This window comes from Aquabacter sp. DMC10, from assembly GCF_056314145.1.
Genome location: NZ_JBQUYX010000009.1, coordinates 127,611 through 150,721, shown reverse-complemented (window position 1 = coordinate 150,721; position 23,111 = coordinate 127,611). Strand labels below are relative to the sequence as shown.

General features: G+C 65.9%; 20 protein-coding genes. 18 read left to right on the top strand and 2 right to left on the bottom strand.

Annotated features, from left to right (window positions below):
• Window positions 1-18: 18 nt before the first annotated feature.
• Window positions 19-1,050 carry a hypothetical protein gene (locus ACT54L_RS21845; protein ID WP_476087751.1) on the bottom strand — a complete coding sequence of 344 codons (1,032 nt, stop codon included), beginning with the start codon at window positions 1,048-1,050 and terminating at the stop codon, window positions 19-21.
• A gap of 544 nt (window positions 1,051-1,594) precedes the next feature.
• Between ACT54L_RS21845 and ACT54L_RS21840 the strand changes: the two genes are divergently transcribed.
• Window positions 1,595-1,861, top strand: coding sequence for a hypothetical protein (locus ACT54L_RS21840; protein ID WP_476087750.1), 267 nt, complete (start codon window positions 1,595-1,597; stop codon window positions 1,859-1,861).
• A gap of 137 nt (window positions 1,862-1,998) precedes the next feature.
• Here the strand turns inward: ACT54L_RS21840 and ACT54L_RS21835 are convergent, their stop codons facing one another.
• Window positions 1,999-4,422 carry a hypothetical protein gene (locus ACT54L_RS21835; RefSeq protein ID WP_476087749.1) on the bottom strand — a complete coding sequence of 808 codons (2,424 nt, stop codon included), beginning with the start codon at window positions 4,420-4,422 and terminating at the stop codon, window positions 1,999-2,001.
• 212 nt (window positions 4,423-4,634) lie between these two features.
• Here ACT54L_RS21835 and ACT54L_RS21830 point away from each other — a divergent pair, with 212 nt between their 5' ends.
• The 17 genes from ACT54L_RS21830 to nuoN all read left to right on the top strand — a co-directional run bounded on the left by ACT54L_RS21830 (window position 4,635) and on the right by nuoN (window position 23,108).
• Window positions 4,635-7,193 carry a response regulator gene (locus ACT54L_RS21830; protein WP_476087748.1) on the top strand — a complete coding sequence of 853 codons (2,559 nt, stop codon included), beginning with the start codon at window positions 4,635-4,637 and terminating at the stop codon, window positions 7,191-7,193.
• A 403-nt stretch (window positions 7,194-7,596) separates the two neighbouring features.
• Entirely contained in the window at window positions 7,597-7,962 is a 366-nt protein-coding gene (locus ACT54L_RS21825) for an NADH-quinone oxidoreductase subunit A (protein WP_476087747.1), read from the top strand.
• The gene (locus ACT54L_RS21820) at window positions 7,953-8,537 is read left to right on the top strand and encodes a NuoB/complex I 20 kDa subunit family protein (protein WP_476087746.1); all 585 of its coding nucleotides are present in this window, start codon (window positions 7,953-7,955) and stop codon (window positions 8,535-8,537) included. Before ACT54L_RS21825 ends, ACT54L_RS21820 begins: the two co-directional genes overlap by 10 nt.
• Window positions 8,538-8,594: 57 nt before the next feature.
• A complete protein-coding gene (locus ACT54L_RS21815; RefSeq protein ID WP_476087745.1) occupies window positions 8,595-9,221 on the top strand; it encodes an NADH-quinone oxidoreductase subunit C in 627 nt (208 codons plus the stop codon).
• A gap of 11 nt (window positions 9,222-9,232) precedes the next feature.
• Window positions 9,233-10,441 (top strand): NADH-quinone oxidoreductase subunit D, encoded by a 1,209-nt coding sequence (locus ACT54L_RS21810; RefSeq protein ID WP_476087744.1) that lies wholly within the window; start codon window positions 9,233-9,235, stop codon window positions 10,439-10,441.
• Entirely contained in the window at window positions 10,438-10,797 is a 360-nt protein-coding gene (locus ACT54L_RS21805; protein ID WP_476087743.1) for a hypothetical protein, read from the top strand. Before ACT54L_RS21810 ends, ACT54L_RS21805 begins: the two co-directional genes overlap by 4 nt.
• The gene (gene nuoE, locus ACT54L_RS21800; RefSeq protein ID WP_476087742.1) at window positions 10,797-11,672 is read left to right on the top strand and encodes an NADH-quinone oxidoreductase subunit NuoE; all 876 of its coding nucleotides are present in this window, start codon (window positions 10,797-10,799) and stop codon (window positions 11,670-11,672) included. Before ACT54L_RS21805 ends, nuoE begins: the two co-directional genes overlap by 1 nt.
• Before the next feature lie 3 nt (window positions 11,673-11,675).
• A complete protein-coding gene (nuoF, locus tag ACT54L_RS21795; protein ID WP_476087741.1) occupies window positions 11,676-12,977 on the top strand; it encodes an NADH-quinone oxidoreductase subunit NuoF in 1,302 nt (433 codons plus the stop codon).
• The gene (locus tag ACT54L_RS21790; RefSeq protein ID WP_476087740.1) at window positions 12,974-13,348 is read left to right on the top strand and encodes a bleomycin resistance protein; all 375 of its coding nucleotides are present in this window, start codon (window positions 12,974-12,976) and stop codon (window positions 13,346-13,348) included. Before nuoF ends, ACT54L_RS21790 begins: the two co-directional genes overlap by 4 nt.
• Window positions 13,349-13,363: 15 nt before the next feature.
• On the top strand, window positions 13,364-15,442 hold the full coding sequence (gene nuoG, locus ACT54L_RS21785; protein ID WP_476087739.1) for an NADH-quinone oxidoreductase subunit NuoG: 2,079 nt from the start codon (window positions 13,364-13,366) through the stop codon (window positions 15,440-15,442).
• 117 nt (window positions 15,443-15,559) lie between these two features.
• Window positions 15,560-16,579: an NADH-quinone oxidoreductase subunit NuoH gene (nuoH, locus tag ACT54L_RS21780; protein ID WP_476087738.1), complete on the top strand. Its 1,020-nt coding sequence runs from the start codon at window positions 15,560-15,562 to the stop codon at window positions 16,577-16,579.
• A 41-nt stretch (window positions 16,580-16,620) separates the two neighbouring features.
• Window positions 16,621-17,109 carry an NADH-quinone oxidoreductase subunit NuoI gene (gene nuoI, locus ACT54L_RS21775; RefSeq protein WP_476087737.1) on the top strand — a complete coding sequence of 163 codons (489 nt, stop codon included), beginning with the start codon at window positions 16,621-16,623 and terminating at the stop codon, window positions 17,107-17,109.
• Between the two features lie 182 nt (window positions 17,110-17,291).
• Window positions 17,292-17,900, top strand: coding sequence for an NADH-quinone oxidoreductase subunit J (locus ACT54L_RS21770; protein ID WP_476087736.1), 609 nt, complete (start codon window positions 17,292-17,294; stop codon window positions 17,898-17,900).
• Between the two features lie 10 nt (window positions 17,901-17,910).
• Complete coding sequence (gene nuoK / locus ACT54L_RS21765) at window positions 17,911-18,219, top strand: NADH-quinone oxidoreductase subunit NuoK (protein ID WP_476087735.1); 309 nt, start codon at window positions 17,911-17,913, stop codon at window positions 18,217-18,219.
• A 4-nt stretch (window positions 18,220-18,223) separates the two neighbouring features.
• Window positions 18,224-20,149 carry an NADH-quinone oxidoreductase subunit L gene (gene nuoL, locus ACT54L_RS21760; RefSeq protein ID WP_476087734.1) on the top strand — a complete coding sequence of 642 codons (1,926 nt, stop codon included), beginning with the start codon at window positions 18,224-18,226 and terminating at the stop codon, window positions 20,147-20,149.
• Window positions 20,150-20,151: 2 nt separating this feature from the next.
• Complete coding sequence (locus tag ACT54L_RS21755; protein WP_476087733.1) at window positions 20,152-21,666, top strand: NADH-quinone oxidoreductase subunit M; 1,515 nt, start codon at window positions 20,152-20,154, stop codon at window positions 21,664-21,666.
• Window positions 21,667-21,680: 14 nt separating this feature from the next.
• Entirely contained in the window at window positions 21,681-23,108 is a 1,428-nt protein-coding gene (gene nuoN / locus ACT54L_RS21750) for an NADH-quinone oxidoreductase subunit NuoN (RefSeq protein WP_476087732.1), read from the top strand.
• Window positions 23,109-23,111 lie beyond the last annotated feature (3 nt).

The following is a 23,111-nucleotide window of genomic DNA, read 5'->3' as shown; positions in this document are numbered from 1 at the left end:
TCTGCCAGGGCTTCCCGTCTAGGTGGTACCGGGACGCGGCGTGGCCAGGGGAAGCTTCGTGCTTTCGCTCATATCGCGAACGAAAGGCGTCGGGATGTCGCTGCCAAGCGGCGCAGGGGCGACGGTTGTCGCCTTCAGGGCGTCGGCCACGCACTCGATCTGGAGCGCGAAGCATGCAGCCATGAAATATTCCACGCCCCGCAGGATCGGGGGGAGCAACTCCACGGCCCCCTGTGTGCTTGGCAGACGTCGGATCAGCCCCGCATCCTCCGCTTCCCGCAACATCTTCAGCACGTGGGCGCGCGATACGTCGAACTGCCGGGCAAGCGCCGCAACAGGCACGGGCACCGGCTGGCTCGGGGGATAGGTGTCGCCCTCGCCGCCGGAATTGTACAGGCAGATGGCGATCAGGACGCCGGCATCCCGTTCCGCCAGAACCTGCATCTGCGGCGAGTGCTCCAGCAGCCGGTATCCCGCGCGATAGCGCACGCCCTGGTTGCGCACCAGGGCAGAAAGGAAGCCCGGCTCGTTCAGTCGCGCGAGCGCCTCGTTCGCGATGGGATCGAAGCAGGCGACGGCCGAGAGCATGGTCTGCCAGCGGCGAATATATTCGTTGGTCATCCGTGCGGTGGGCGCCAGGGGGCGCTGGCGCCGGTTCCCGGTCGAATCGGGCGCCATGGCGTCCACATAGCCCGCCCAGCGCATGAGCGTTATCAAGGCCTTTGCCCGGCCGCGGCTGCACAGATTGGTCTCTTCGCACAGGTCGGCAATGCGCGTGACGGTGAGTCCGACACCATTTTCATCCGGGCTGCATGCCAGATAATAGCAGAGCAGTCCGAAGATGACCCGGCCACGGTCGTTCATGAGCCGGTTGAGCAACCGGTTTCCATGATACATTTCCAGAATGCCACGTGTGGCAATCTCCATGGCCTCGTGAAAGCGCGGATGACCGGTCAGGACCGGAATCCGCTCGTCCGTTCGCCGCTTCATCTCTGCGAATCGGTATGCCGCCCGCCGGAGCGTCGGCTCGTCTTTGTGCGTCATTTCCATCCACTTACGTCCGCCCCGCGCGGGACTCAGAGGGGTTGACTTCAAACGCCACTATAGTTCCTGGCTAACGGGCGAAGCGAGGGCTCAAGCGCAAATTTTGGCCAATAATCGCCGTTGTGATGAAGGGGGGGCAGGTCTACCGCCACACATCGTGTGTGGGGCGCAGCCCCGAAAACGCGAAAGGCAAGAACCATGTCCCTCTGGAAAAAGAGCCTTCTTGCGATCGGGCTGGCCGGTTCGGCTTTGCTGCCGGCGACGCCAGGAAATGCCGTCGTTTATTGCACAGGAGTGGGTGTGCCTGAGGGATGCGTGGCGCGACCGACGGCGGTCGTGCATTGCACGCGCCCTGGCTATCCCGCCGGATGCGTCCCGCATGAAGAGGACGGAGTCGGTGTGCGGCCCGGCGTGGGAGCGGGAGCCGCGGGCGCCGGCGTTCGACCCGGAGTTGGAGTGGGCGGTGCCGGCGCGGGTGTCGGCTATGCCCCGGAGAATGCCGGCGGCCCCGTCAATCGGGCTGGCGTGCGTTGAGAACAGGAGACAGGTGATGAAGACGTTTGTCCTTGCCGCTGCACTGAGCCTTGCTGCCACGGCTGCCCTGGCCGACAAGTCTGCGGCCGATGCCTGCGCCGCCAATCTCAGCGGCGATGCGAAGACCATCTACAACGCCGTGGCCCCCCAGATGGCGCCCGGTGCCTCGGTTCGCGATCTGGTGACCCAGCAGACCCGTGCGCTCGTCCAGGGTGGCACCATCGCGCAGGGAAATGCCCGCGCGGCGGCCGAGCAGGCCGGCCAGTGCCTGCTGAAGTTCTGACCTTAGCCTGACCGGTCGCACATTCCGCATAGAAAAGCCCCGGAGGCCAGTGCCTCCGGGGCTTTTTTGTATGCCTGAGGCCGGGCTGAGGTCCCGGCGCAGCAAGGGATGGGGGCGCCAAGAGGCGCCCCGCAATATCAGGGACGGGGTGCGGCCCGACCGAGCAGGGAGGCCATCTCCGCCTCCAGATCCTCGAACGGATCGACGGTGTCCGCTTCCTTCGCCTTTGGTGCGGCGGGGGCCATGGCATCGGCCTCGCCGGCCTTGGGTCCCCCGGCCTGCTGCACGGCGGCCGCGGGCGAGTCCTGGGCCTGACCGAGGGGCTGGGCCGGCTGCGCCACATCATCGGCCAACGGGGCGGCGCTGGCCTCTCCCGCCACGTCCCGCGCGAGCGTCAGTTCCAGTTCCCGCATCAGGTCGGTTTCGAGATTGAGGTTCGTTTCCATCTCGATGAGAGAAATGCTCTCCGGCGAGACGGAAGATGTTGTGCTTGCGATGGGTTCGACCACGCGAACGGGCGGCGGCGCCTCACCCTCGGCCTCGGCTTCCGCTCCGTCCTCGCCTTCGGGCGCTGGGCTGCTGGAGTGGGAATCCATCCGGTCCATTGCGGTGGACGGATGGTCCTGCTCCTGGCTCGGCTCCTCCGACGGTGTCGCCAGAATTTCAGGCGGCAGAGGGGTCGCCCGGAAGGGGCTCGCGGGCCGGGTGGCGGCCGGCTTCGCCGGCGGCGGCACGAAGGGCGGCACGGGCGGTGCCGCAGGTCGGCTCGAGAAGGTCGCCGGCGGGAATGTCGCCGTGGGCCGTGCGGTGCGCTCGGCCACGTGCGGTTCCTCCACCCGCTTTTCGGCGACGGGGGCGGGGGCAGGCGTGTCGCTCGGCCCGGTCAGAGACTGGTCGAGGCTGGCCTGCAGGCGGGCGGCCACCTCGCCCAGCTTGGGTTCTGCGCGCACGGGCGCTTCCCGGCCGGGGCGGCCAAAGCTGAAGACCGGGCTGCGCCGGGGCGGCGGAGGAGCAGGCACCTCGGCAGCAGCAGCAGGCAGCGGGGCCGGCGCGACAGGAGCGGGCGTGACCGGAACCGGCGGCACCGGCGGCCGCTCGAAAGCGGGCTCAACCTTGGGCGCGGCCTTGGGCGGCCATCCGGCTTCAATCTTGGGTTCGATCTTTGGCTCGACCTTGGGCTCACCCCTGTGTTCGACGACCGGCGGCACCTCGGCCGGGCGCTGCGCTTCGATCTGTGGCTCGATCTTGCCTTCAGGCTCGAGGTCGAAGGCTCCCGGACCAAGCAGATCCTCGATCTTCAGCTCCACCTTGGTGACGGAAGCTTCCACGGGCCGCGCCTCTGCCGCCGGGGCGGCGGGCAAGTCGAAGGTCGGCTCCACCTTCGCGGGCGGGGTCGTCTCGGCCGCCACCTCTGGGAGTGGGGTCACCTCGAACGTGGGGAGGGCATCCACGATGGGGCGCGTCTTGAAGGCCGGTTCGGCCTTCACCTCTGGCAGCGATTCTGCGGCCGGCGCGTCCTTGACGATGGGCGCAGGCGCTTCGACCGCAGGGGGGGGCGCGGCCACTTGGACAACGGGGGGCGGGGCGTGCTCAGGGCTGACCAGCGGGATCGGGGAGGGCGGCGCGACCTCGGTCGGCACCGAAGGCAGCGGCTGCGCCTTGGTGACGAGCGTGATCTCATCCGCCACTGGCATCTCTGCCGCATCGGGCTCGCGGGGGGCAGAATCCGCCGGTTCAGCCTTGGGGGCAAGACTTTGAGGTGTCGCGGCCGGCGCCTCCGGTGCGGCGATCACCGGCTCGGGGTCCTTCGCGGGCACCCTCGGCGAGGCGCCGAGCGGATATGCCGGAATGGTGCGCTCATCGGCGCGCGGGTCGGGCGCCTTGGGAGCGGGGCTGCGAGGCTCGAACACCCGCTTGGCCGCGGCGAAGGTGGATGCGGCAGCGGCGAGGCCGCCTGCGCCCGCTTCTGGCGGCAAGGTCGGCCGGGGAGCGGCCTCCGCATCCGGCCGCGGGGTGGAGGGCCGGCGAAGGGCCGCAAAGCGGGACGCCGGGCTGGCAGGGGCGGCCGGCTCGGCCGGCGCAGTCGCCTTGGCGGCGGCGGCCTCGGGGGCGGCGGGCGCTTCTGTCGCAGATGGGGGGGGCGCGGCCGGCGCCATCAGGGGCGGAGCGGCGGGCGCGCGGCGCAGGAGCGTCGTCTCTCGGCTCGCCAGGGCCTCGCGCCCGGGCTCGCGGGCGGGCAGCGCTTCACGCGGCTGGGTGGGTTCACGCGGCACGCCACGGGGAATCGAGGGCTCCACCACCAGGTCGCGGCTGCCACCGATCAGCAGCAGATGTTCCACCTCGTCGCGGCGCACCAGCACGAGCCGGCGCTTCTGGTCGACCGGAACACTGTCCATGACCGCAAGGCGCGCCTGACGCGAGCGCCCGCCAGGGCCGCGCCCACGACCGCTCAGGGCTCGGACGATCATCACGGTCAGACCGAGGAGCACCACGATCACCACCGCTGCGATCGCCAGGCGCACCGGCAGTTCCAGATGCGTCCCAAGGAGATCCTGCAACATGACTCTTCCTCATTGCTCCGCGCCGATGGTCCCCTACCGGCGATAGCGTGTTACCTACATACGACACGACGCGGTCGCGACGCAGGCACTCATACCAAGAAATTCTTGACGAGCATGGCCGGATTTCAATCAATGCCGCACCAATGCGTTAAAATCCAGGAGTTGAAGTGTCGGGCGAGCAGCGCACGCGGCGCGAGAGGAAGGCTTCTGCCATGAGCAATCAAGCGCGAGAAGCCGCAGCCACACCTTCCAAGGGTACCTACCGGACGAAGGTGGCGCGCTTCCAGCGGCTGACGGTGGGGCTCGCTTCGTTCGCCGGCGGTCTGGTGGCAGTGATTCTCCAGAGCGGCAGCGGTCCGGTCCTCACGGCCGTCATGGTGGGGTTCGCCGCCATTGGCGTGTTCTCCATCATCACCACATCCGTTCGCCTTCTGCGCGGGGACGAACGGCGCAATGAGGAGCTGGCCCGCTCTCTGCTTTCTGCGACCGGAGACGCGGTCGCGGTGGTGGAGGACGGCGATCGCCTCGTGGAGGTCAACGCGCCATACCTGCGCCTGACCCGGGCGCGCGAAACCCAGGCGCCGACCCCCGAGCGATTCTTGAGCCGCATTCCCGGGGCGCAGGCCCCCATGGCCATGCTGCTGCGCTCCATCTCGGAAGGCGTCCATGTCTCTCAGTTCTTTCCCTTCGACCCGGAGCCGGACGGCCGCCGCCTGACGGTGGGGGTCTATCCGCTGGAAGGCGCGCGGCGGGTCCTGTGGGTCCTGACCGTGACCGAGCCGGACGGGCGGACGGTAGCGGCGGGTGCCGACCGTCAGCGCCCTGCCTCCTCCCCCGCCATCGCCTCCGCTTTGACGGACCTGGACGGTGCGAGGGTGCTTGCCGAATTGTGGGAAGCCGCGCCGGTTGGGCTTCTGGTCCTAAACGGGGAGACGGCGCGCCTGCCCAACGGCACGTGCGCCCATTATCTCGGCTATGACCTCGCGGAATGGGCGCATGAGGTCCTGCCGCTGGAAGAAGTGATCGATCCCGTCCATGTCGCGGCGGTGCGCACGGCGGTCACGCAGGGCAGCGCCGGCTCGGATGGCGTGGACGTGGATCTGGTGTGCCGGGACGGCGGAGTGTTCCCGGCGCGCCTCTGGCTGGCCGGACAGGCGGGTGGCGAGTGCATTGCCGCCTTCGTGCCGCGCACGGCCACCCGCGCCATCCCGGCGCAGGACATCCTTCCCCCCGTGCCGGTGCCGGCGGTGCCGGAGACGCGGCGCAGCGCCGGCGCGGACGCTGTCTTCTTCTCCCGCTCCCCGCTCGCCATGGCCATGGTGGACAAGGCCGGACGGGTGGTGGAGGCCAATGGCAGCTTCTCGCGCCTGTTCGCGGGGGCCTCGGCGCAGGTGATCGAGGCGCGGCTTGATCATTTGGTGAGCGAGCGCGACACCCAGGCGGTGGACCGCCTGGTGAAGGACATGCTGGCGGGGGCCGCGCCGCCCGCGCCGCTGGAGGTGAATGTGGCCGGGGAGGCGGGGCGGTCCGCGCGCCTTTATGTCTCGACCCTCGGGCCCACGGTGCCGGGCCTTGCCGTCTATGCGGTGGACACCACCGCCCAGCGCGCCCTGGAGGTGCAGTTCGCCCAGTCGCAGAAGATGCAGGCCATCGGGCAGCTGGCCGGCGGCGTGGCCCACGATTTCAACAATGTGCTGACCGCGATCCTCGGCTATTGCGACCTGCTTCTGACCAATCACCGGCCGAGCGATCCGTCCTTCCCGGACATCATGCAGATCAAGCAGAACGCCAACCGGGCCGCGGGCCTTGTGCGGCAACTGCTGGCCTTCTCGCGGCGCCAGACTTTGCGGCCTCAGGTTATCCAGCTGACCGACGTGATCTCGGAACTGTCCATGCTGCTGCGCCGGCTGATCGGCGAGCGCATAACCCTGGACGTCCAGCACGGCCGTGACCTCTGGCCTGTGAAGGTGGACGTGAACCAGTTCGAGCAGGTGATCGTCAATCTGGCGGTCAATGCCCGGGACGCCATGCCGGGTGGCGGCACCTTGACGCTGCGCACGGCCAACGTTTCCGCGGCCGAGACGGAGGCCTATTCGGACGGCTCCCTGGCGCCTGCGGACTACGTGCTGACCGAAGTCGCCGACACCGGCAGCGGCATTCCGCCCGGCATCATCGATAAGATCTTCGAGCCGTTCTTCTCCACCAAGGATGTGGGCAAGGGCACCGGTCTCGGTCTCTCCACCGTCTATGGAATCGTCAAGCAGACGGGCGGCAACATCCTGGTGCAGAGCCGGGAAGGGGAGGGGGCCACGTTCCGCGTGTTCCTCCCGCGCCATGACGCTGTGGAGGCGGAGGACCAGCCGGCCGCCCCCGAGCCGGAGGCCCGGGCGGCCGATCTCACCGGCCAGGCCACGGTTCTCCTGGTGGAGGACGAGGATGCGGTGCGCGCCTTCGCCTCCCGCGCCCTGTCCGCACGCGGCTACAATGTGGTTGCGGCTGCCAGCGGCGCCGAGGCGCTGCAGGCCTATGAGCAATCCAGTTCGCGGATCGAACTGGTGGTGTCCGATGTGGTGATGCCGGAAATGGACGGACCGACGCTTCTGCGGGAGCTGCGCGCGCGCGATCCGAACCTGAAGGTCATTTTCATCTCCGGCTATGCCGAGGAGGCGTTCTCCAAGAACCTGCCGGAAGGGGAGAAGTTCTCCTTTCTGCCGAAGCCTTTCACCCTCAAGCAACTGGTTGCGGCGGTGAAGGACGCCACCCGGCGCTAAAGAGAGAATCGCGGCTCGGCAGGAGGCGTCCGGTGGGCGCTGACGGCCGAGCTGTCTTTCTTCCGCCCCAAACCCCTGTTCGTTTATCGCACAAGGAAGCGGGTTTGCGCGATGCGTGCCGTTCCGCCCTGGCAATGCGTGCAACGCAACGCGCTGCATTGCCGGCAGGCGCGGGCCATCCCCGTCGCGCCGCGGACGATTTCGGACGGGTGTCACCGCAAAGTCGCTCCGCAGAAGGATTTTTCGCGGTGCAGCAGCGGATGCCCCAAAGGTATTCCGCAGCTTGCTCTTGCCTCCTATCTGGCGCTGCGATAAGCCTCGCTCACCCGTTTCGAATTCCTCCAACCGAGGCCGGCGCGGTAACGCTTCAGGCGGATCGCCCATGCGCCCCGAGGTGCGGACAATGGAAACCTTGCTCCAGGACTACCTTCCGGTGGTCATTTTCATCGGGGTGTCGCTCGTCATCGGGCTGGCCCTCATGGTGGCGCCCTTTCTCGTCGCCTATCGCAACCCGGACCCCGAGAAGCTCTCCGCTTATGAGTGCGGCTTCAACGCGTTCGACGATGCGCGCATGACGTTCGACATCCGCTTCTACCTGGTGTCGATTCTCTTCATCATCTTCGACCTTGAAGTGGCCTTCCTGTTTCCGTGGGCCATCTCCTTCGGTGGTCTCGGCGATCTCGGCTTCTGGTCGATGATGCTGTTCCTCGGCGTGCTGACCGTCGGGTTCATTTACGAGTGGCGCAAGGGAGCGCTCGAATGGGATTGACCCCTGCCGAATCCAAGCCGCTGGTCGCCCCTGCGCCGAAGGGCATCATCGATCCTTCGACCGGGCGCCCCGTGGGTGCGGACGACCCCTTCTTTCGCGAGATCAATTCCGAGCTCGCGGACAAGGGCTTCCTCATCACCACCGCGGACAATCTCATCACCTGGGCGCGGACCGGTTCGCTCATGTGGATGACCTTCGGTCTCGCCTGCTGCGCGGTCGAGATGATGCAGGTGTCCATGCCGCGCTACGACGTGGAGCGCTTCGGCTTCGCGCCGCGCGCCTCCCCGCGCCAGTCCGACGTGATGATCGTTGCGGGCACGCTGACCAACAAGATGGCGCCGGCTTTGCGCAAGGTCTATGACCAGATGCCCGAGCCGCGTTACGTGATCTCCATGGGCAGCTGCGCCAATGGCGGCGGCTACTACCACTATTCTTATTCGGTTGTGCGCGGCTGCGACCGTGTGGTGCCGGTGGACATCTATATTCCGGGCTGCCCGCCGAGCGCCGAGGCGCTGCTGTATGGCGTGCTTTTGCTGCAGAAGAAGATCCGCCGCGTCGGCACCATCGAACGCTGACGGCCGCTTGAGACCGCGGGTGGCGCCTTGGCTCCATCCAGCTCGGGGAAGACGCAGATGGACGAGACCCTGAAGGACCTGTCGGTCCATATTTCCGGTGCGCTGGGCGGTGCTGTGCTCGCCTCGCACATCGCCTATGGCGAGCTGACGCTCGAGGTGGACCGGGAGCAGATCGTCAAGGTCGCGACCTTCCTGCGCGACGACCCGAGCTGCCTGTTCGCCTGTATCGTGGACGTGTGCGGGGTGGACTATCCCGCCCGTCCGCAGCGCTTCGACGTGATTTATCACCTGCTGTCCCTGAAGCAGAACCTGCGCATCCGCCTCAAGGTGGTCACCGACGAGGACACCACGGTGCCCTCCATCTGCAGCGTCTATCCCGGCGCCAACTGGTTCGAGCGGGAGGCCTACGACATGTACGGCATCCTGTTCACCGGCCACCCGGAGCTGCGCCGTCTCCTCACCGACTACGGCTTCGACGGCCATCCGCTGCGCAAGGACTTCCCGCTCACCGGCTTTGTGGAAGTGCGCTATGACGACGAGGTCAAGCGCGTGATCTATGAGCCGGTTCGCCTGATGCAGGAGTTCCGCAAGTTCGACTTCCTGTCCCCGTGGGAAGGAGCGGACTATGTGCTGCCCGGTGACGAGAAGGCTTCCGGCCAGCCCGGCGCCCCGAAGGCCGGCTGAAGGAGCGACCCATGGCCCATACTCTTGATAGCGCTCGGCCCGACGCTCCGGTCCGCAACTTTCAGATCAATTTCGGCCCTCAGCATCCGGCGGCGCACGGCGTGCTCCGCCTTGTGCTGGAGCTGGACGGCGAGCTGGTGGAGCGGGTCGATCCCCATATCGGCCTGCTGCATCGCGGCACCGAGAAGCTGATCGAGGCCAAGACCTATCTCCAAGCCGTGCCCTATTTCGATCGGCTCGATTATTGCGCGCCGATGAACCAGGAGCATGCCTTCTGCCTGGCGGTGGAAAAGCTGCTGGGCATTGAGGTGCCCAAGCGCGGCCAGCTCATCCGGGTGCTGTATTCCGAGATCGGCCGGCTTTTGTCCCATCTGCTGAACGTCACCACGTTTGCCATGGACGTGGGCGCGCTCACCCCGCCGCTGTGGGGCTTCGAGGCGCGCGAAAAGCTGATGATGTTCTATGAGCGCGCCTCCGGCAGCCGCATGCATGCGGCCTATTTCCGTCCGGGCGGCGTGCACCAGGACCTTCCGCCGGAGCTGGTGAAGGACATCGGGACCTTCTGCGAGAGCTTCTACGGCCTTCTGGACGACCTGGACGCCCTCGTCACCGGCAACCGCATCTTCAAGCAGCGCACCGTCGATATCGGCGTGGTGAGCCTGGAGGACGCGCTGTCCTGGGGTTTCTCCGGCGTCATGGTCCGCGGCTCCGGCGCCGCATGGGACCTGCGGCGGGCTCAACCCTACGAGTGTTATTCCGAGCTCGATTTCGACATTCCGATCGGCAAGCACGGGGACTGCTACGATCGCTATGTGGTCCGCATGGAAGAGATGCGGCAGTCCACCAAGATCATGCAGCAATGCGTGGCCCGGCTCCTGAAGGAGCCCGGCCCGGTCTCCACCACCGACCACAAAATTTCTCCGCCCAAGCGCGGTGAAATGAAGCGGTCGATGGAAGCCCTCATTCACCACTTCAAGCTATACACGGAAGGCTTCCACGTTCCCGAAGGGGAAGTGTACGCGGCCGTTGAAGCACCGAAGGGTGAATTCGGCGTCTTTCTCGTGGCGGATGGCACCAACAAGCCTTACCGCTGCAAGATCCGCGCTCCCGGTTTCGCCCATCTCCAGGCCATGGACTTCCTGTGTCGCGGGCACATGCTCGCCGACGTTTCGGCCGTGCTGGGCTCCCTCGACATCGTGTTCGGGGAGGTGGATCGGTGAAGACTCTTCTTGCCAGTGCCGTGGCCGTTGTTCTCGCCTGCGGCGTCGCCCAGGCGGCCGACCCGGCGGGTCGTTCGACCATCGACGTGGTGGTTCCGGTCGGAACCCCGGCCGAGCCTCCAAAGGCGGTGGTTGTCGAGCGCATCACCATGTACAGCCTTCTGACCGGCGGTTGGCAGCCGGTGGATGCGGCCGTGATCCCCGCGTCCGGCGTTCCCGGAACCCGGGGCAGCTTCGCCCATACGGACGGCTACGCCATCAAACTCTACAAGGATGGCGTCTACGCCTATTGCGGCATCGCCCAGGTGGGCGGTGCCTATAATGATTGTCGCATTGCCGGCTCGGGAACTCGCTGATGTCCGTCCGCCGCCTCGCCGCCGAACAGCCCGAAAGCTTCGCCTTCACGGCGGAGAACGAGGCCTGGATCGTGCGCCAGATTTCAAAGTATCCCGAGGGCCGCCAGGCCAGCGCCGTCGTGCCGCTGCTCTGGAAGGCGCAGGAGCAGGCTGGCGGCTGGCTGCCGGAACCTGCGATCCGCGCCGTGGCGGATCGCCTGGGCATGGCGCATATCCGTGTGCTGGAGATCGCCACTTTCTACACCATGTTCAACCTTGAGCCTGTGGGCCGCCATTTCGTGCAATTGTGCGGGACCACGCATTGCATGCTCCGCGGCTCGGAAGAGCTTAAGGACGTCTGCCGGCGCAAGATCGGGCCCGAGCGGCATGTGAGCGAGGATGGTGCGCTGTCCTGGCTTGAGGTGGAATGCCTCGGCGCCTGCGCCAACGCTCCCATGGCGCAGATCAATTACGATTATTACGAAGACCTGACGCCGGAAATCTTCGAGAAGCTGCTTGATGACCTGCGGGCCGGTCGTCCGGTGAAGACCGGCTCCCAGATCGGGCGGACGGCGTCGTCTCCGGTGCTGGGTCTGACCTCACTGACCGATCCCAGCCTCTACACCCGCGGCTCCTCCGCCGCTGCCCCGCAGGGTGGCACGACGGGTGAGACCGGTGATCTGCAGCAGGCCGGCCGTCCGAGCACGGCGGTTGAGACGCCAGCCGATCCGCTGGGCGCCGCCTCGGCCAGCCAGGAGAAGGCGGCTGACGGCAAGGATGCCCGCGAGAAGCGGGAAGAGGTGGCTGACGCCGCCAAGGCAAGCAGCCCCGAGGTGACCGGGTCGGAGCGCGAACCGCTCAAGACCGGCACCGGCGTGCGCGACCCGGAGGTGTGAGAGATGCTCCAGGATAAGGACCGGATCTTCACCAACCTTTACGGCTACCAGGACTTTGGCCTGAAGGGCGCGCTGGCGCGCGGCAATTGGGACGGCACCAAGGCGATCCTGGAAAAGGGGCGCGACTGGATCATCAATGAGATGAAGGCGTCCGGCCTGCGCGGTCGCGGCGGCGCCGGCTTCTCCACCGGCATGAAGTGGTCCTTCATGCCCAAGCAATCCGACGGCCGCCCCCACTATCTGGTGGTCAACGCCGACGAATCCGAGCCCGGGACCTGCAAGGACCGGGAGATCATGCGCAATGATCCGCACACGCTGATCGAAGGCTGCCTGATCGCCTCCTTCGCCATGGGCGCCCATGCCGCCTACATCTATGTGCGCGGCGAATATGTCCGTGAGCGCGAGCGGCTCGAGGCGGCCATTGACCAGGCCTATGAGGCGCGCCTCATCGGCAAGGACAATGTGCACGGCTACCCCTTCGACCTCTATGTGCACCATGGTGCCGGCGCCTATATCTGCGGCGAAGAGACGGCGCTGATCGAGAGCTTGGAAGGCAAGAAGGGCATGCCGCGGCTGAAGCCGCCGTTCCCTGCCAACATGGGCCTTTATGGCTGCCCCACCACGGTCAACAACGTGGAATCCATCGCGGTGGCGCCGGAAATCCTGCGCCGGGGCGCGGCTTGGTTCGCCGGCATCGGTCGGCCGAACAATGTGGGCACCAAGCTGTTTGGCATCATGGGCCATGTGAACACGCCCTGCGTGGTGGAAGATGCCATGGGCATTACCTTCCGCGAGCTGGTGGAAAAGCATGGCGGCGGCATCCGTGGCGGCTGGGACAATCTGCTGGCCATTATTCCCGGCGGCGCGTCCTGCCCGGTGGTGCCGGCGGCGGCCTGCGAAGACCTCATCATGGACTTCGACGGCTTGCGCGGGGCGAAGTCCTCTTTCGGCACGGCCGGTTGCCTGGTGATGGACAAGTCCACGGACATCGTCCGCGCCATCGCCCGCATCTCCTACTTCTTCAAGCATGAGAGCTGCGGCCAGTGCACGCCGTGCCGCGAGGGCACGGGCTGGATGTGGCGCGTGCTGAACCGCATGGCCGAAGGCCGGGCGCAGAAGCGCGAGATCGACGTGCTGCTGGAGGTGACCACGCAGATCGAGGGTCACACCATCTGCGCGCTGGGCGATGCGGCTGCGTGGCCGGTCCAGGGTCTCATCCGCAACTTCCGCGGCGAGATCGAGAAGCGGATCGACCAGTATGCGGCCAATCCGCATCCTGATCCGGTGCCGGTGGCGGCGGAGTGAAAAAGGCGCGCCTGCTGCGGGCGTGTCCCACCCTGGCTTCGGCGGATGTTCCCGCCGCGGTTCAGTGGTACAGGGACCGCCTCGGCTTCGAGGCGCGCATGGCGAGGCCGGACTATGGCATCGTCGAACGGGACGGAATCGAGCTGCATTTCTGGCTCTGCCAGGACCGCAGCATCGCGGAGAACACGTCGGCCTATCTGCGGGTGGACGACGTGGACGGCTTGCACGCCAGTTTCGAGGGAGCGCGCGAAGGCGGACGCATCTCGGAAGTGGCAGACCGCGCATGGGGCATGCGCGAATTCTATGTCTGGGACCCGGACGGAAACCTGTTGCGCTGCGGCGCTCCGGTCGCCGGATCGGGCTCGGTCTGAGACGAGGGAAGTTAGATGGCGAAGATCGTCGTCGACGGCACAGAGGTTGACGTCCCCGCCGAGTTCACGCTGCTTCAGGCGTGCGAGGCGGCCGGGGTCGAGATTCCGCGCTTCTGCTTCCATGAACGGCTGTCCATCGCCGGCAATTGTCGCATGTGCCTGGTCGAGGTGAAGGGCGGTCCGCCCAAGCCGACCGCCTCGTGCGCCATGGCCGTGAAGGATCTGCGTCCCGGCCCCAACGGCGAGCCGCCCGTGGTGCTCACCAAGAGCCCCATGGTGAAGAAGGCCCGCGAAGGGGTCATGGAGTTCCTGCTCATCAATCACCCGCTGGACTGCCCCATTTGCGACCAGGGCGGCGAGTGTGACCTGCAGGACCAGGCCATGGCCTATGGCGTGGACTCGTCGCGCTTCGCGGAGAACAAGCGCGCTGTCGAGGACAAGTATATCGGGCCGCTGGTCCGCACCTCCATGAACCGGTGCATCCATTGCACCCGCTGCGTGCGCTTCACCACGGAAGTGGCTGGGGTGGCGGACCTCGGCGCCATCGGCCGCGGCGAGGACATGGAGATCACCACCTATCTCGAGCACGCCATGCGCTCGGAGATGCAAGGCAATGTGGCCGACCTCTGCCCGGTGGGGGCGCTCACCCACAAGCCCCAGGCCTTCCACGCCCGTCCCTGGGAAATGGTGAAGACCGAATCCATCGACGTGATGGACGCCGCCGGATCCAACATTCGCATCGACACCCGTGGCCGCGAGGTCATGCGCATCCTCCCGCGCACCCATGAGGATGTGAACGAGGAGTGGATTTCGGACAAGACCCGCTATGTGTGGGATGGTCTGAAGACCCAGCGCCTCGACCGGCCTTATGTGCGTCAGGGCGGCCGCCTCGTTCCGGCCAGCTGGAGCCAGGCCTTCGATGCCATCGCCGCAAAGGTGAAGGGGACGAAGGGAGACCGCATCGGCGCAATCGTGGGCGACCTTGCCACGGTGGAAGAGGCCTTTGCGCTGAAGCTGCTGGTGGACAAGCTGGGTTCCACCAGCATCGATTGCCGCCAGGACGGCGCCGTGCTCGACCCGTCTCTCGGCCGGGCCACCTATGTGTTCAACCCGGCCATTGCCGGGATCGAGGACGCGGATGCTATCCTCCTGGTGGGCACCGATCCGCGCCATGAGGCGTCCGTCATCAATGCCCGAATCCGCAAGCGTTGGCGGGCAGGTGGCCTGAAGGTGGGCCTGGTGGGGAAGCAGGTTGACCTTACCTATCCCTACGAATATCTGGGCGCTGGCCCGGAGAGCCTGGCCGATCTGGCCGGTAATTCCGCCTTCGGCGAGGTTCTGCGCGGTGCGGAGCGTCCCATCGTCATCGTGGGCCAGGGCGCGCTTGCGCGGCCCGACGGAGCAGCCGTGCTCGCCCTGGCGGCCAAGGTGGCCATCGGGGTTGGGGCGGTGAAGGAAGGCTGGAACGGCTTTGCGGTCCTCCACACCGCTGCGTCTCGGGTGGGAGCCCTCGACGTGGGCTGCGTGCCTGGGGCAGGGGGCAAGGATGCCGCCGCTCTCGCCGCCGCCGGTGGCGCGGATGTTCTGTTCCTGCTGGGTGCCGACGAAATCGAAGTCGCCCCTGGCGCCTTCGTGGTCTATGTGGGCACCCATGGTGATCGCGGCGCCCACCGGGCCGACGTGATCCTGCCGGGAGCGGCCTATTCCGAGAAGCCGGGCCTTTATGTGAACACCGAGGGCCGGGTTCAGTTCGCCAGCCGCGCGGCCTTCCCTCCGGGCGATGCCCGGGAGGACTGGGCGATCCTGCGCGCATTGTCCGAGGCACTCGACAAGACGCTGCCCTTCGACACGCTGTTCGCCTTGCGTGCACTGGCCGTCGGGGCCTTCCCTCATCTGGCCCGCCTGGACGTGGTGGAAGCTGCCGACCCGGCCGCTCTGTCGGCTCTGGCGGGTGCGCAGGGTGCCCTCGACAAGGCGCCGTTCGGGCTCGCCATTCGCGATTTCTACCTGACCAATCCCATCGCCCGCGCCTCGGCCATCATGGCCGAATGCTCGGCGCTGCGGATCGGCGGGACCGCGGTTGCCGCGGAGTGAGCCCGATGGCCATGGGCTTCGAGGACATGGCGCGCGGGACCTCGCGCGCTGAATACGAGATGACTGCGACCGGCCCGATGGCCGCGTCGTACGAGGCGTGAGGGGCAGGAAGAACCAATGACCTGGCAGGACACCCTTCTGAAGGTCGCGATCATCGTCGGGCAGAGCCTTGCCCTGCTGGTGGCGCTGCTGATCTTCATCGCCTTCATTCTTCTCGCCGATCGCAAGATCTGGGCGGCGGTGCAGCTGCGGCGCGGTCCCAACGTGGTGGGGCCGCTCGGCCTGCTGCAATCCTTCGCCGACCTTCTGAAGTTCGTGCTGAAGGAGCCGGTCATTCCGTCCGGCGCCAACAAGGCGCTGTTCCTCCTGGCGCCGCTGGTGACCTGCGTGCTGGCGCTGGCCGCGTGGGTGGTCGTGCCGCTGGCCGATGGCTGGGTGATTGCCGACTTGAACGTCGGCATCCTCTACATCTTCGCCATTTCTTCTCTCGGCGTGTACGGCATCATCATGGGCGGCTGGGCTTCGAACTCGAAGTACCCGTTCCTGGCGTCCCTGCGGTCCGCGGCGCAGATGGTGTCGTATGAAGTGTCCATCGGCTTCGTCATCATCACCGTGCTGATGTGTGCCGGCTCGCAAAACCTCTCCCAAATCGTGCTGGCGCAGTCTGGCCCCTACGGCTTCCTGCACTGGTACTTCCTGCCGCTGCTGCCGATGTTCGTGATCTTCTTCGTGTCGGCGCTCGCGGAGACGAACCGCCCGCCCTTCGATCTCGTGGAAGCGGAATCCGAGCTGGTCGCGGGCTTCATGACCGAATATGGCTCCACGCCCTACTTGCTCTTCATGCTCGGCGAGTACGTGGCCATCATGACCATGTGCGCCCTCGGCACGATCCTCTTCCTGGGCGGCTGGCTGTCGCCGCTCCCCTTCGCGCCCTTCACCTGGGTGCCGGGCCTCGTGTGGTTCGTGCTGAAGCTGTGCTTCATGTTCTTCCTGTTCGCCATGGCCAAGGCCATGGTCCCCCGCTATCGCTATGACCAGCTGATGCGTCTGGGCTGGAAGGTGTTCCTGCCCATCTCGCTGGTGGCCGTGGTGGTTGTTGCTGGCGTCCTGCACTTCACGGGAACGGCGCCGCGATGATCGCTTTCGCCCTCCCGACCGCATCTCATCGGAGCTGAGACATGAAGCTCGACCAGGCGGCTCGCGCCTTCCTCCTCACGGAGTTCCTCTCCGGCTTCGTCCTCGCCATGCGCTATTTCTTCAAGCCCAAGGCGACGATCAACTATCCGTTCGAGAAGAACCCCATCTCGCCGCGCTTTCGCGGTGAGCATGCGCTGCGCCGCTATCCCAATGGCGAAGAGCGGTGCATCGCATGCAAGCTGTGCGAGGCCATCTGCCCGGCGCAGGCCATCACCATCGAGGCCGGCCCGCGCCGCAATGACGGCACCCGCCGCACCACCCGTTACGACATCGACATGGTGAAGTGCATCTATTGCGGCTTCTGCCAGGAAGCCTGCCCGGTGGATGCCATCGTCGAGGGCCCGAATTTCGAGTTCGCCACGGAAACCCGTGAGGAGCTCTATTACGACAAGGAAAAGCTGCTGGCGAACGGCGACCGGTGGGAGCGCGAGATCGCGCGCTCCATCGCGCTCGACGCGCCTTACCGCTGAACGGGGCGCCCGCCGGTGCGCGGGCATTGAGGGATCACGGCGCCCGCGTCCTGCGGATGCCTTAGATAGTGGACGTTGGTCATGGCTACGGGCTATCGACGGACCGGCCGCCGCTTGCGGTGCCCGGCCATCGGCGCGAGGGGAACCGGCGCGAGCGCGCCACGCAAGGGGGAGCTCGGCGCATGAGTGTCGCGGCAGTGTTTTTCTATCTCTTCGCGTTTGTGCTCGTGGCGTCCGCCTTCATGGTCATTGCCTCGCGCAATCCGGTGCAGTCGGTGCTGTTCCTGATCCTGTGCTTCGTGAATGCCGCGGGCCTATTCATCCTGATCGGGGCGGAGTTCCTCGCGCTGATCCTGGTGGTGGTCTATGTGGGCGCCGTGGCGGTGCTCTTCCTCTTCGTGGTCATGATGCTGGACGTCGACTTCGTGGAGCTGCGGCAGGGCTTCCTGCAATATCTTCCCATCGGCATGGTGGTCGGCGCCATCTTCCTGGCCGAACTGGTGTTGGTGGCCAGCTCTTGGGTGTTCGGAACGGCCCTTCCCACCACGCCCATCCCTTCGGGCGGGCAGGCGGTGAGCAACGTCCGGGCGATCGGGCAGGTGCTCTATACCGACTATGTCTACTTCTTCCAGGCCGCCGGCATGGTGCTGCTGGTGGCTATGATCGGAGCCATCGTCCTCACGCTGCGCCACAAGGCCAACGTGAAGCGGCAGAGCATCGCGGCCCAGGTCGCCCGCACGCCCGAGGCCGCCATCGAGGTGGTCAAGGTCAAGCCGGGCCAGGGCATCTGAGGAGGGAAAGATGGCTGTTGGACTTTCCCACTACCTGATCGTCGCCGCGATCCTGTTCACCTTCGGGACGCTGGGCATCTTCTTGAACCGGAAGAATGTGATCGTCATCCTGATGTCCATTGAGTTGATCCTGCTCTCGGTGAACATCAACCTGGTGGCGTTCTCCGTGTTCCAGGGCAACCTGGTCGGTCAGGTGTTCGCGCTCCTGATCCTGACCGTCGCGGCCGCCGAGGCGGCCATCGGCCTCGCCATCCTCGTGGTGTTCTACCGCAACCGCGGTTCGATCGCCGTCGAAGACATCAACGCCATGAAGGGCTGAGGCCATGTATCAGGCGATCGTCTTTCTCCCCCTCATCGGCTTTCTCATCGCCGGCCTGTTCGGCCGGGTGATCGGGGCGCGGGCGTCCGAGGTGGTGACCACCTCGTTCCTCTTCATTTCCTGCGTCCTGGCCTGGGTGGTGTTCTTCAATGTGGGCTTCGGCGGGCACGACGCCCGCGTGCAGGTGCTGCAGTGGATCTATGTGGGCGACCTCAAGATCGACTGGGCGCTTCGGGTCGACACGCTGACGGCCATGATGCTGATCGTGGTCACCACCGTGTCCTCGCTCGTGCACCTCTATTCCATCGGCTACATGCACGAGGATCCGAGCCGGCCGCGCTTCTTCGCCTATCTCTCGCTGTTCACCTTCGCCATGCTCATGCTGGTGACGGCGGACAACCTGCTTCAGCTGTTCTTCGGCTGGGAAGGCGTGGGCTTGGCCTCGTACCTCCTCATCGGCTTCTGGTACGAGAAGCCCTCGGCGAACGCGGCGGCCATGAAGGCCTTCGTGGTCAACCGCGTGGGTGACTTCGGCTTCATCCTCGGCATCTTCGCCATCTTCGTGATGACCGGCTCGGTGGCGTTCGAGGGCGTGTTCGCCGCGGCGCCGTCGCTGGCGGGCAAGACCATCAATTTCCTCGGTCACCAGTGGGATGCCCCGACGGTGATCGCGCTGCTGCTGTTCGTCGGCGCCATGGGCAAGTCGGCGCAATTCATGCTGCACACCTGGCTGCCGGACGCGATGGAGGGCCCGACCCCGGTGTCCGCCCTCATCCACGCCGCCACCATGGTGACGGCGGGCGTGTTCATGGTGGCGCGCATGTCGCCCATCTTCGAGCTGTCGCCCACCGCGCTTGACGTGGTGATGCTCATCGGCGCCACCACCGCCATGTTCGCGGCCACGGTTGCGCTGGTGCAGAACGACATCAAGAAGGTGATCGCCTATTCCACCTGCTCCCAGCTCGGCTACATGTTCGTGGCCATGGGGGCGGGCGCCTATTCCATCGGCGTGTTCCACCTCCTGACCCACGCCTGCTTCAAGGCGCTGCTCTTCCTGTGCGCCGGCTCGGTCATCAATGCGATGCACCATGAGCAGGACATGCGGCACATGGGTGGTCTCTATAAGAAGATCCCCTTCACCTACGCCATGATGCTCATCGGCACCCTGGCCATCACCGGCTTCCCCTTCCTCGCCGGCTATTACTCGAAGGACGCGATCATCGAGTCCGCCTGGGCCTCGCACAATCACTTCGCCCTCTATGGGTGGCTGATGACGGTGGCCGCGGCGGCGCTCACGTCCTTCTATTCCTGGCGCCTGGTGTTCATGACCTTCCACGGTCATCCCCACGACCATCACCATTACGAGCACGCCCATGAATCCCCGGCGGTGATGACCATTCCGCTCGGCATCCTGGCGGTGGGCTCGGTGATCGCCGGCTTCGCCCTCTACAACCAGTTCGTCGGCGAGGACGTGCACGAGTTCTTCCGGCACTCCATCTTCATGGGGACCGAGAACCACATCCTGCACGCCATCCACGACATTCCCGGCTGGGCTAAGCACCTGCCCACCGTGATGATGGTTCTGGGTTTTGTGGTTGCCTACTGGTTCTACATTGTGAACCCGAAGGTTCCCGTGGCGCTCGCCAAGAGCCAGGACGCGCTCTACAAGTTCCTGCTCAATAAGTGGTATTTCGACGAGCTGTACAACGCCATCTTCGTGAAGCCGGCGCTGTGCATCGGCCGCATTCTCTGGAAGCAGGGAGACGGGCGGATCATCGATGGGTGGGGACCAAACGGGGTCTCGGCCCGTGTGCTCGACGTCACCGGCCGCGTGGTGCGCCTGCAGAGCGGCTACCTTTATCACTATGCCTTCGTGATGCTGATCGGCCTCGCCGCCATCATCACCTGGTTCATGTTCGCCGGAGTGTGACGATGACCACCTGGCCCATCCTCTCCGTCGTCACCTTCCTGCCGCTGGTCGGCGCCCTCTTCATCCTTGTGGTGCGGGGCGACAGCGAGGTTACCGCACGCAATGCCCGCTGGGTGGCGCTGTGGACCACGCTGGTGACCTTCGTGGTCTCGCTGTTCCTGCTGCCGGGCTTCGATAGCGCGGCGCCAGGCTTCCAGTTCGTCGAGAAGCATGCCTGGCTCGGCGAAATCGCTTCCTATCACATGGGCATTGACGGCATCTCTCTGCCGCTGGTGCTGCTGACCACCTTCCTCATGCCCTTCTGCATCCTCGCCTCCTGGGAGAGCGTGCATAAGCGGGTGAAGGAATACATGATCGCCTTCCTCGTCCTCGAGACGTTGATGATCGGCACCTTCTGCGCTCTGGACCTGGTGCTGTTCTACTTCTTCTTCGAAGGCGGCCTGATCCCGATGTTCCTCATCATCGGCATCTGGGGTGGCCCGCGCCGCATCTATGCCAGCTTCAAGTTCTTCCTCTACACGCTCGCCGGCTCGGTGCTGATGATGCTGGCCATCATGGCCATGTATTGGAAGGCCGGTACGACGGATGTGCCCGCCCTCATGCAGTTCGGCTTCCCGGCGGGCATGCAGACTTGGCTGTGGCTGGCCTTCTTCGCCTCCTTCGCGGTGAAGATGCCCATGTGGCCGGTGCACACCTGGCTGCCCGACGCCCACGTGGAAGCGCCGACCGCCGGCTCGGTGATCCTCGCCGGCGTGCTGCTGAAGATGGGCGGCTATGGCTTCATCCGCTACTCGCTGCCCATGTTCCCCGAGGCGTCCCACCTGTTTGCGCCGCTGGTGTTCACCCTGTCCGTGGTGGCCATCATCTACACCTCGCTGGTGGCGCTGGTGCAGGAGGACATCAAGAAACTGATCGCCTATTCGTCCATCGCTCACATGGGCTTTGTGACCATGGGCATCTTCGCCATGAATGAGGCGGGGCTTCAGGGCGCCATGTTCTTGATGATCTCCCACGGCTTCGTGTCGGGCGCGCTGTTCCTGTGCGTGGGCGTCATCTATGACCGCATGCACACCCGCGACATCGCCGCCTATGGCGGCCTTGCCAAGCGCATGCCGCTCTATGCGACGGCGCTCATGGTCTTCACCATGGCCAATGTGGGCCTGCCGGGCACCTCCGGCTTCGTGGGTGAGTTCCTGACCATGCTGTCCGCCTTCGAGCGGAACACCTGGGTAGCCTTTTTTGCGGCAACCGGCGTCATCCTCTCGGCCGCCTATGCCCTCTGGCTCTACTGGCGGGTGGTCTTCGGCCCGCTCCAGAAGGACAGCTTGAAGGACATTCTGGATCTCAGCCCGCGCGAGGTGGCCATCATGGTGCCCCTCGTCATCCTGACCATCCTGTTCGGCTTCTGGCCGTCTCCCATTCTCCACATGACGTCGGCGGCCGTGAATGCCGTCGTCGCCCGCACCGACACGGTCGCGGCGGCGGTGAAGACCGCCTCGCTCCTGTTCAGCTTCTGATCCGAGGTCGCCAGATGTCCGTCCTGCCTCCGCTCGGAGCCGTCCTTCCCGAACTTCTGCTCGCACTTGCGGCGATCGTGCTTCTGCTGATCGGCGCGGTGCGGGGGGAGAAGGCCACCAATATGGTGAACGGCCTCGCCATCGCGGTCCTGGTCGCTGCCGGCGTCCTGACGCTCATCGGGCCCGGGCAGACCGTGACGGCCTTCAACGGCTCGCTGGTGATCGATCCCTTCGGTCGCTTCATGAAGGCGCTCGCCATTCTCGGCGCGACGGTGTCGCTCATCCTCTCGGTGGATTGGCTCGGGCGCGAACAGCAGCGCAAATATGAGTATGCGGTGCTGGTGGTGATCGCCACGCTCGGCATGACCATGCTGATTTCGGCGGGCGACCTGATCGCGCTTTATCTCGGTCTCGAGCTGATGAGCCTGTCGCTCTATGTGGTGGCGGCCTTCAACCGGGACTCGGTGCGCTCCACGGAAGCGGGCCTGAAATATTTCGTCCTCGGCTCGCTCTCCTCGGGCATGCTGCTGTACGGCGCCTCCCTCATCTATGGCTTCACCGGCACCGTGAACTTCGCCGGCATCGCCGCCGTGGTAACCCAGCCGTCGGTCGGCCTTATCTACGGCATCGTGTTCCTGCTGGCGGGGCTGTGCTTCAAGATCTCGGCCGTGCCGTTCCATATGTGGACGCCGGACGTGTATGAGGGCGCGCCCACCCCGGTCACCGCCTTCTTTGCCACTGCGCCCAAGGTGGCCGCGATGGCCGTGTTCCTGCGGGTGACGGTGGAAGCCTTCCCGCATGTGATCCATCAGTGGCAGCAGATCGTTGCCTTTGTCTCCATCGCGTCCATGGCACTGGGTGCCTTCGCCGCCATCGGCCAGCGCAACATCAAGCGCATGCTGGCCTATTCCTCCATCGGTCACATGGGCTTTGCGCTGGTGGGTCTGGCCGCAGCCACGCCCCAGGGTGTGCGGGGCGTGATCGTCTATATGGCCATCTATGTGGCCATGACGCTCGGCTCCTTCTCCTGCGTGCTGGCCATGCGCCGCAACGGCCGGGCTGTGGAGACCATTGATGACCTGGCCGGCCTTGCCCGCACCAATCCGGTGATGGCGCTCCTGCTGGCCGCGCTCATGTTCTCGCTGGCGGGCATTCCCCCGCTCGCCGGTTTCCTGGCGAAGTACTATGTCTTCCTGGCGGCCATCGAGGCGGGGCTCTACGGCCTTGCGGTGCTCGGCGTGCTGTCCTCGGTGGTGGGTGCCTTCTACTACCTGCGGGTGGTGAAGGTGATGTATTTCGACGAACCGGCGGACGCGTTCGATCCGATGCCGTCCGAGCTGAAGGCGGTTCTCGGGCTTTCCGGCCTGTTCACGATCTTCTATTTCGTGTATCCGGCTCCTCTCATCGAGGCAGCGGGCGCGGCAGCGCGCTCACTCTTTTGACAG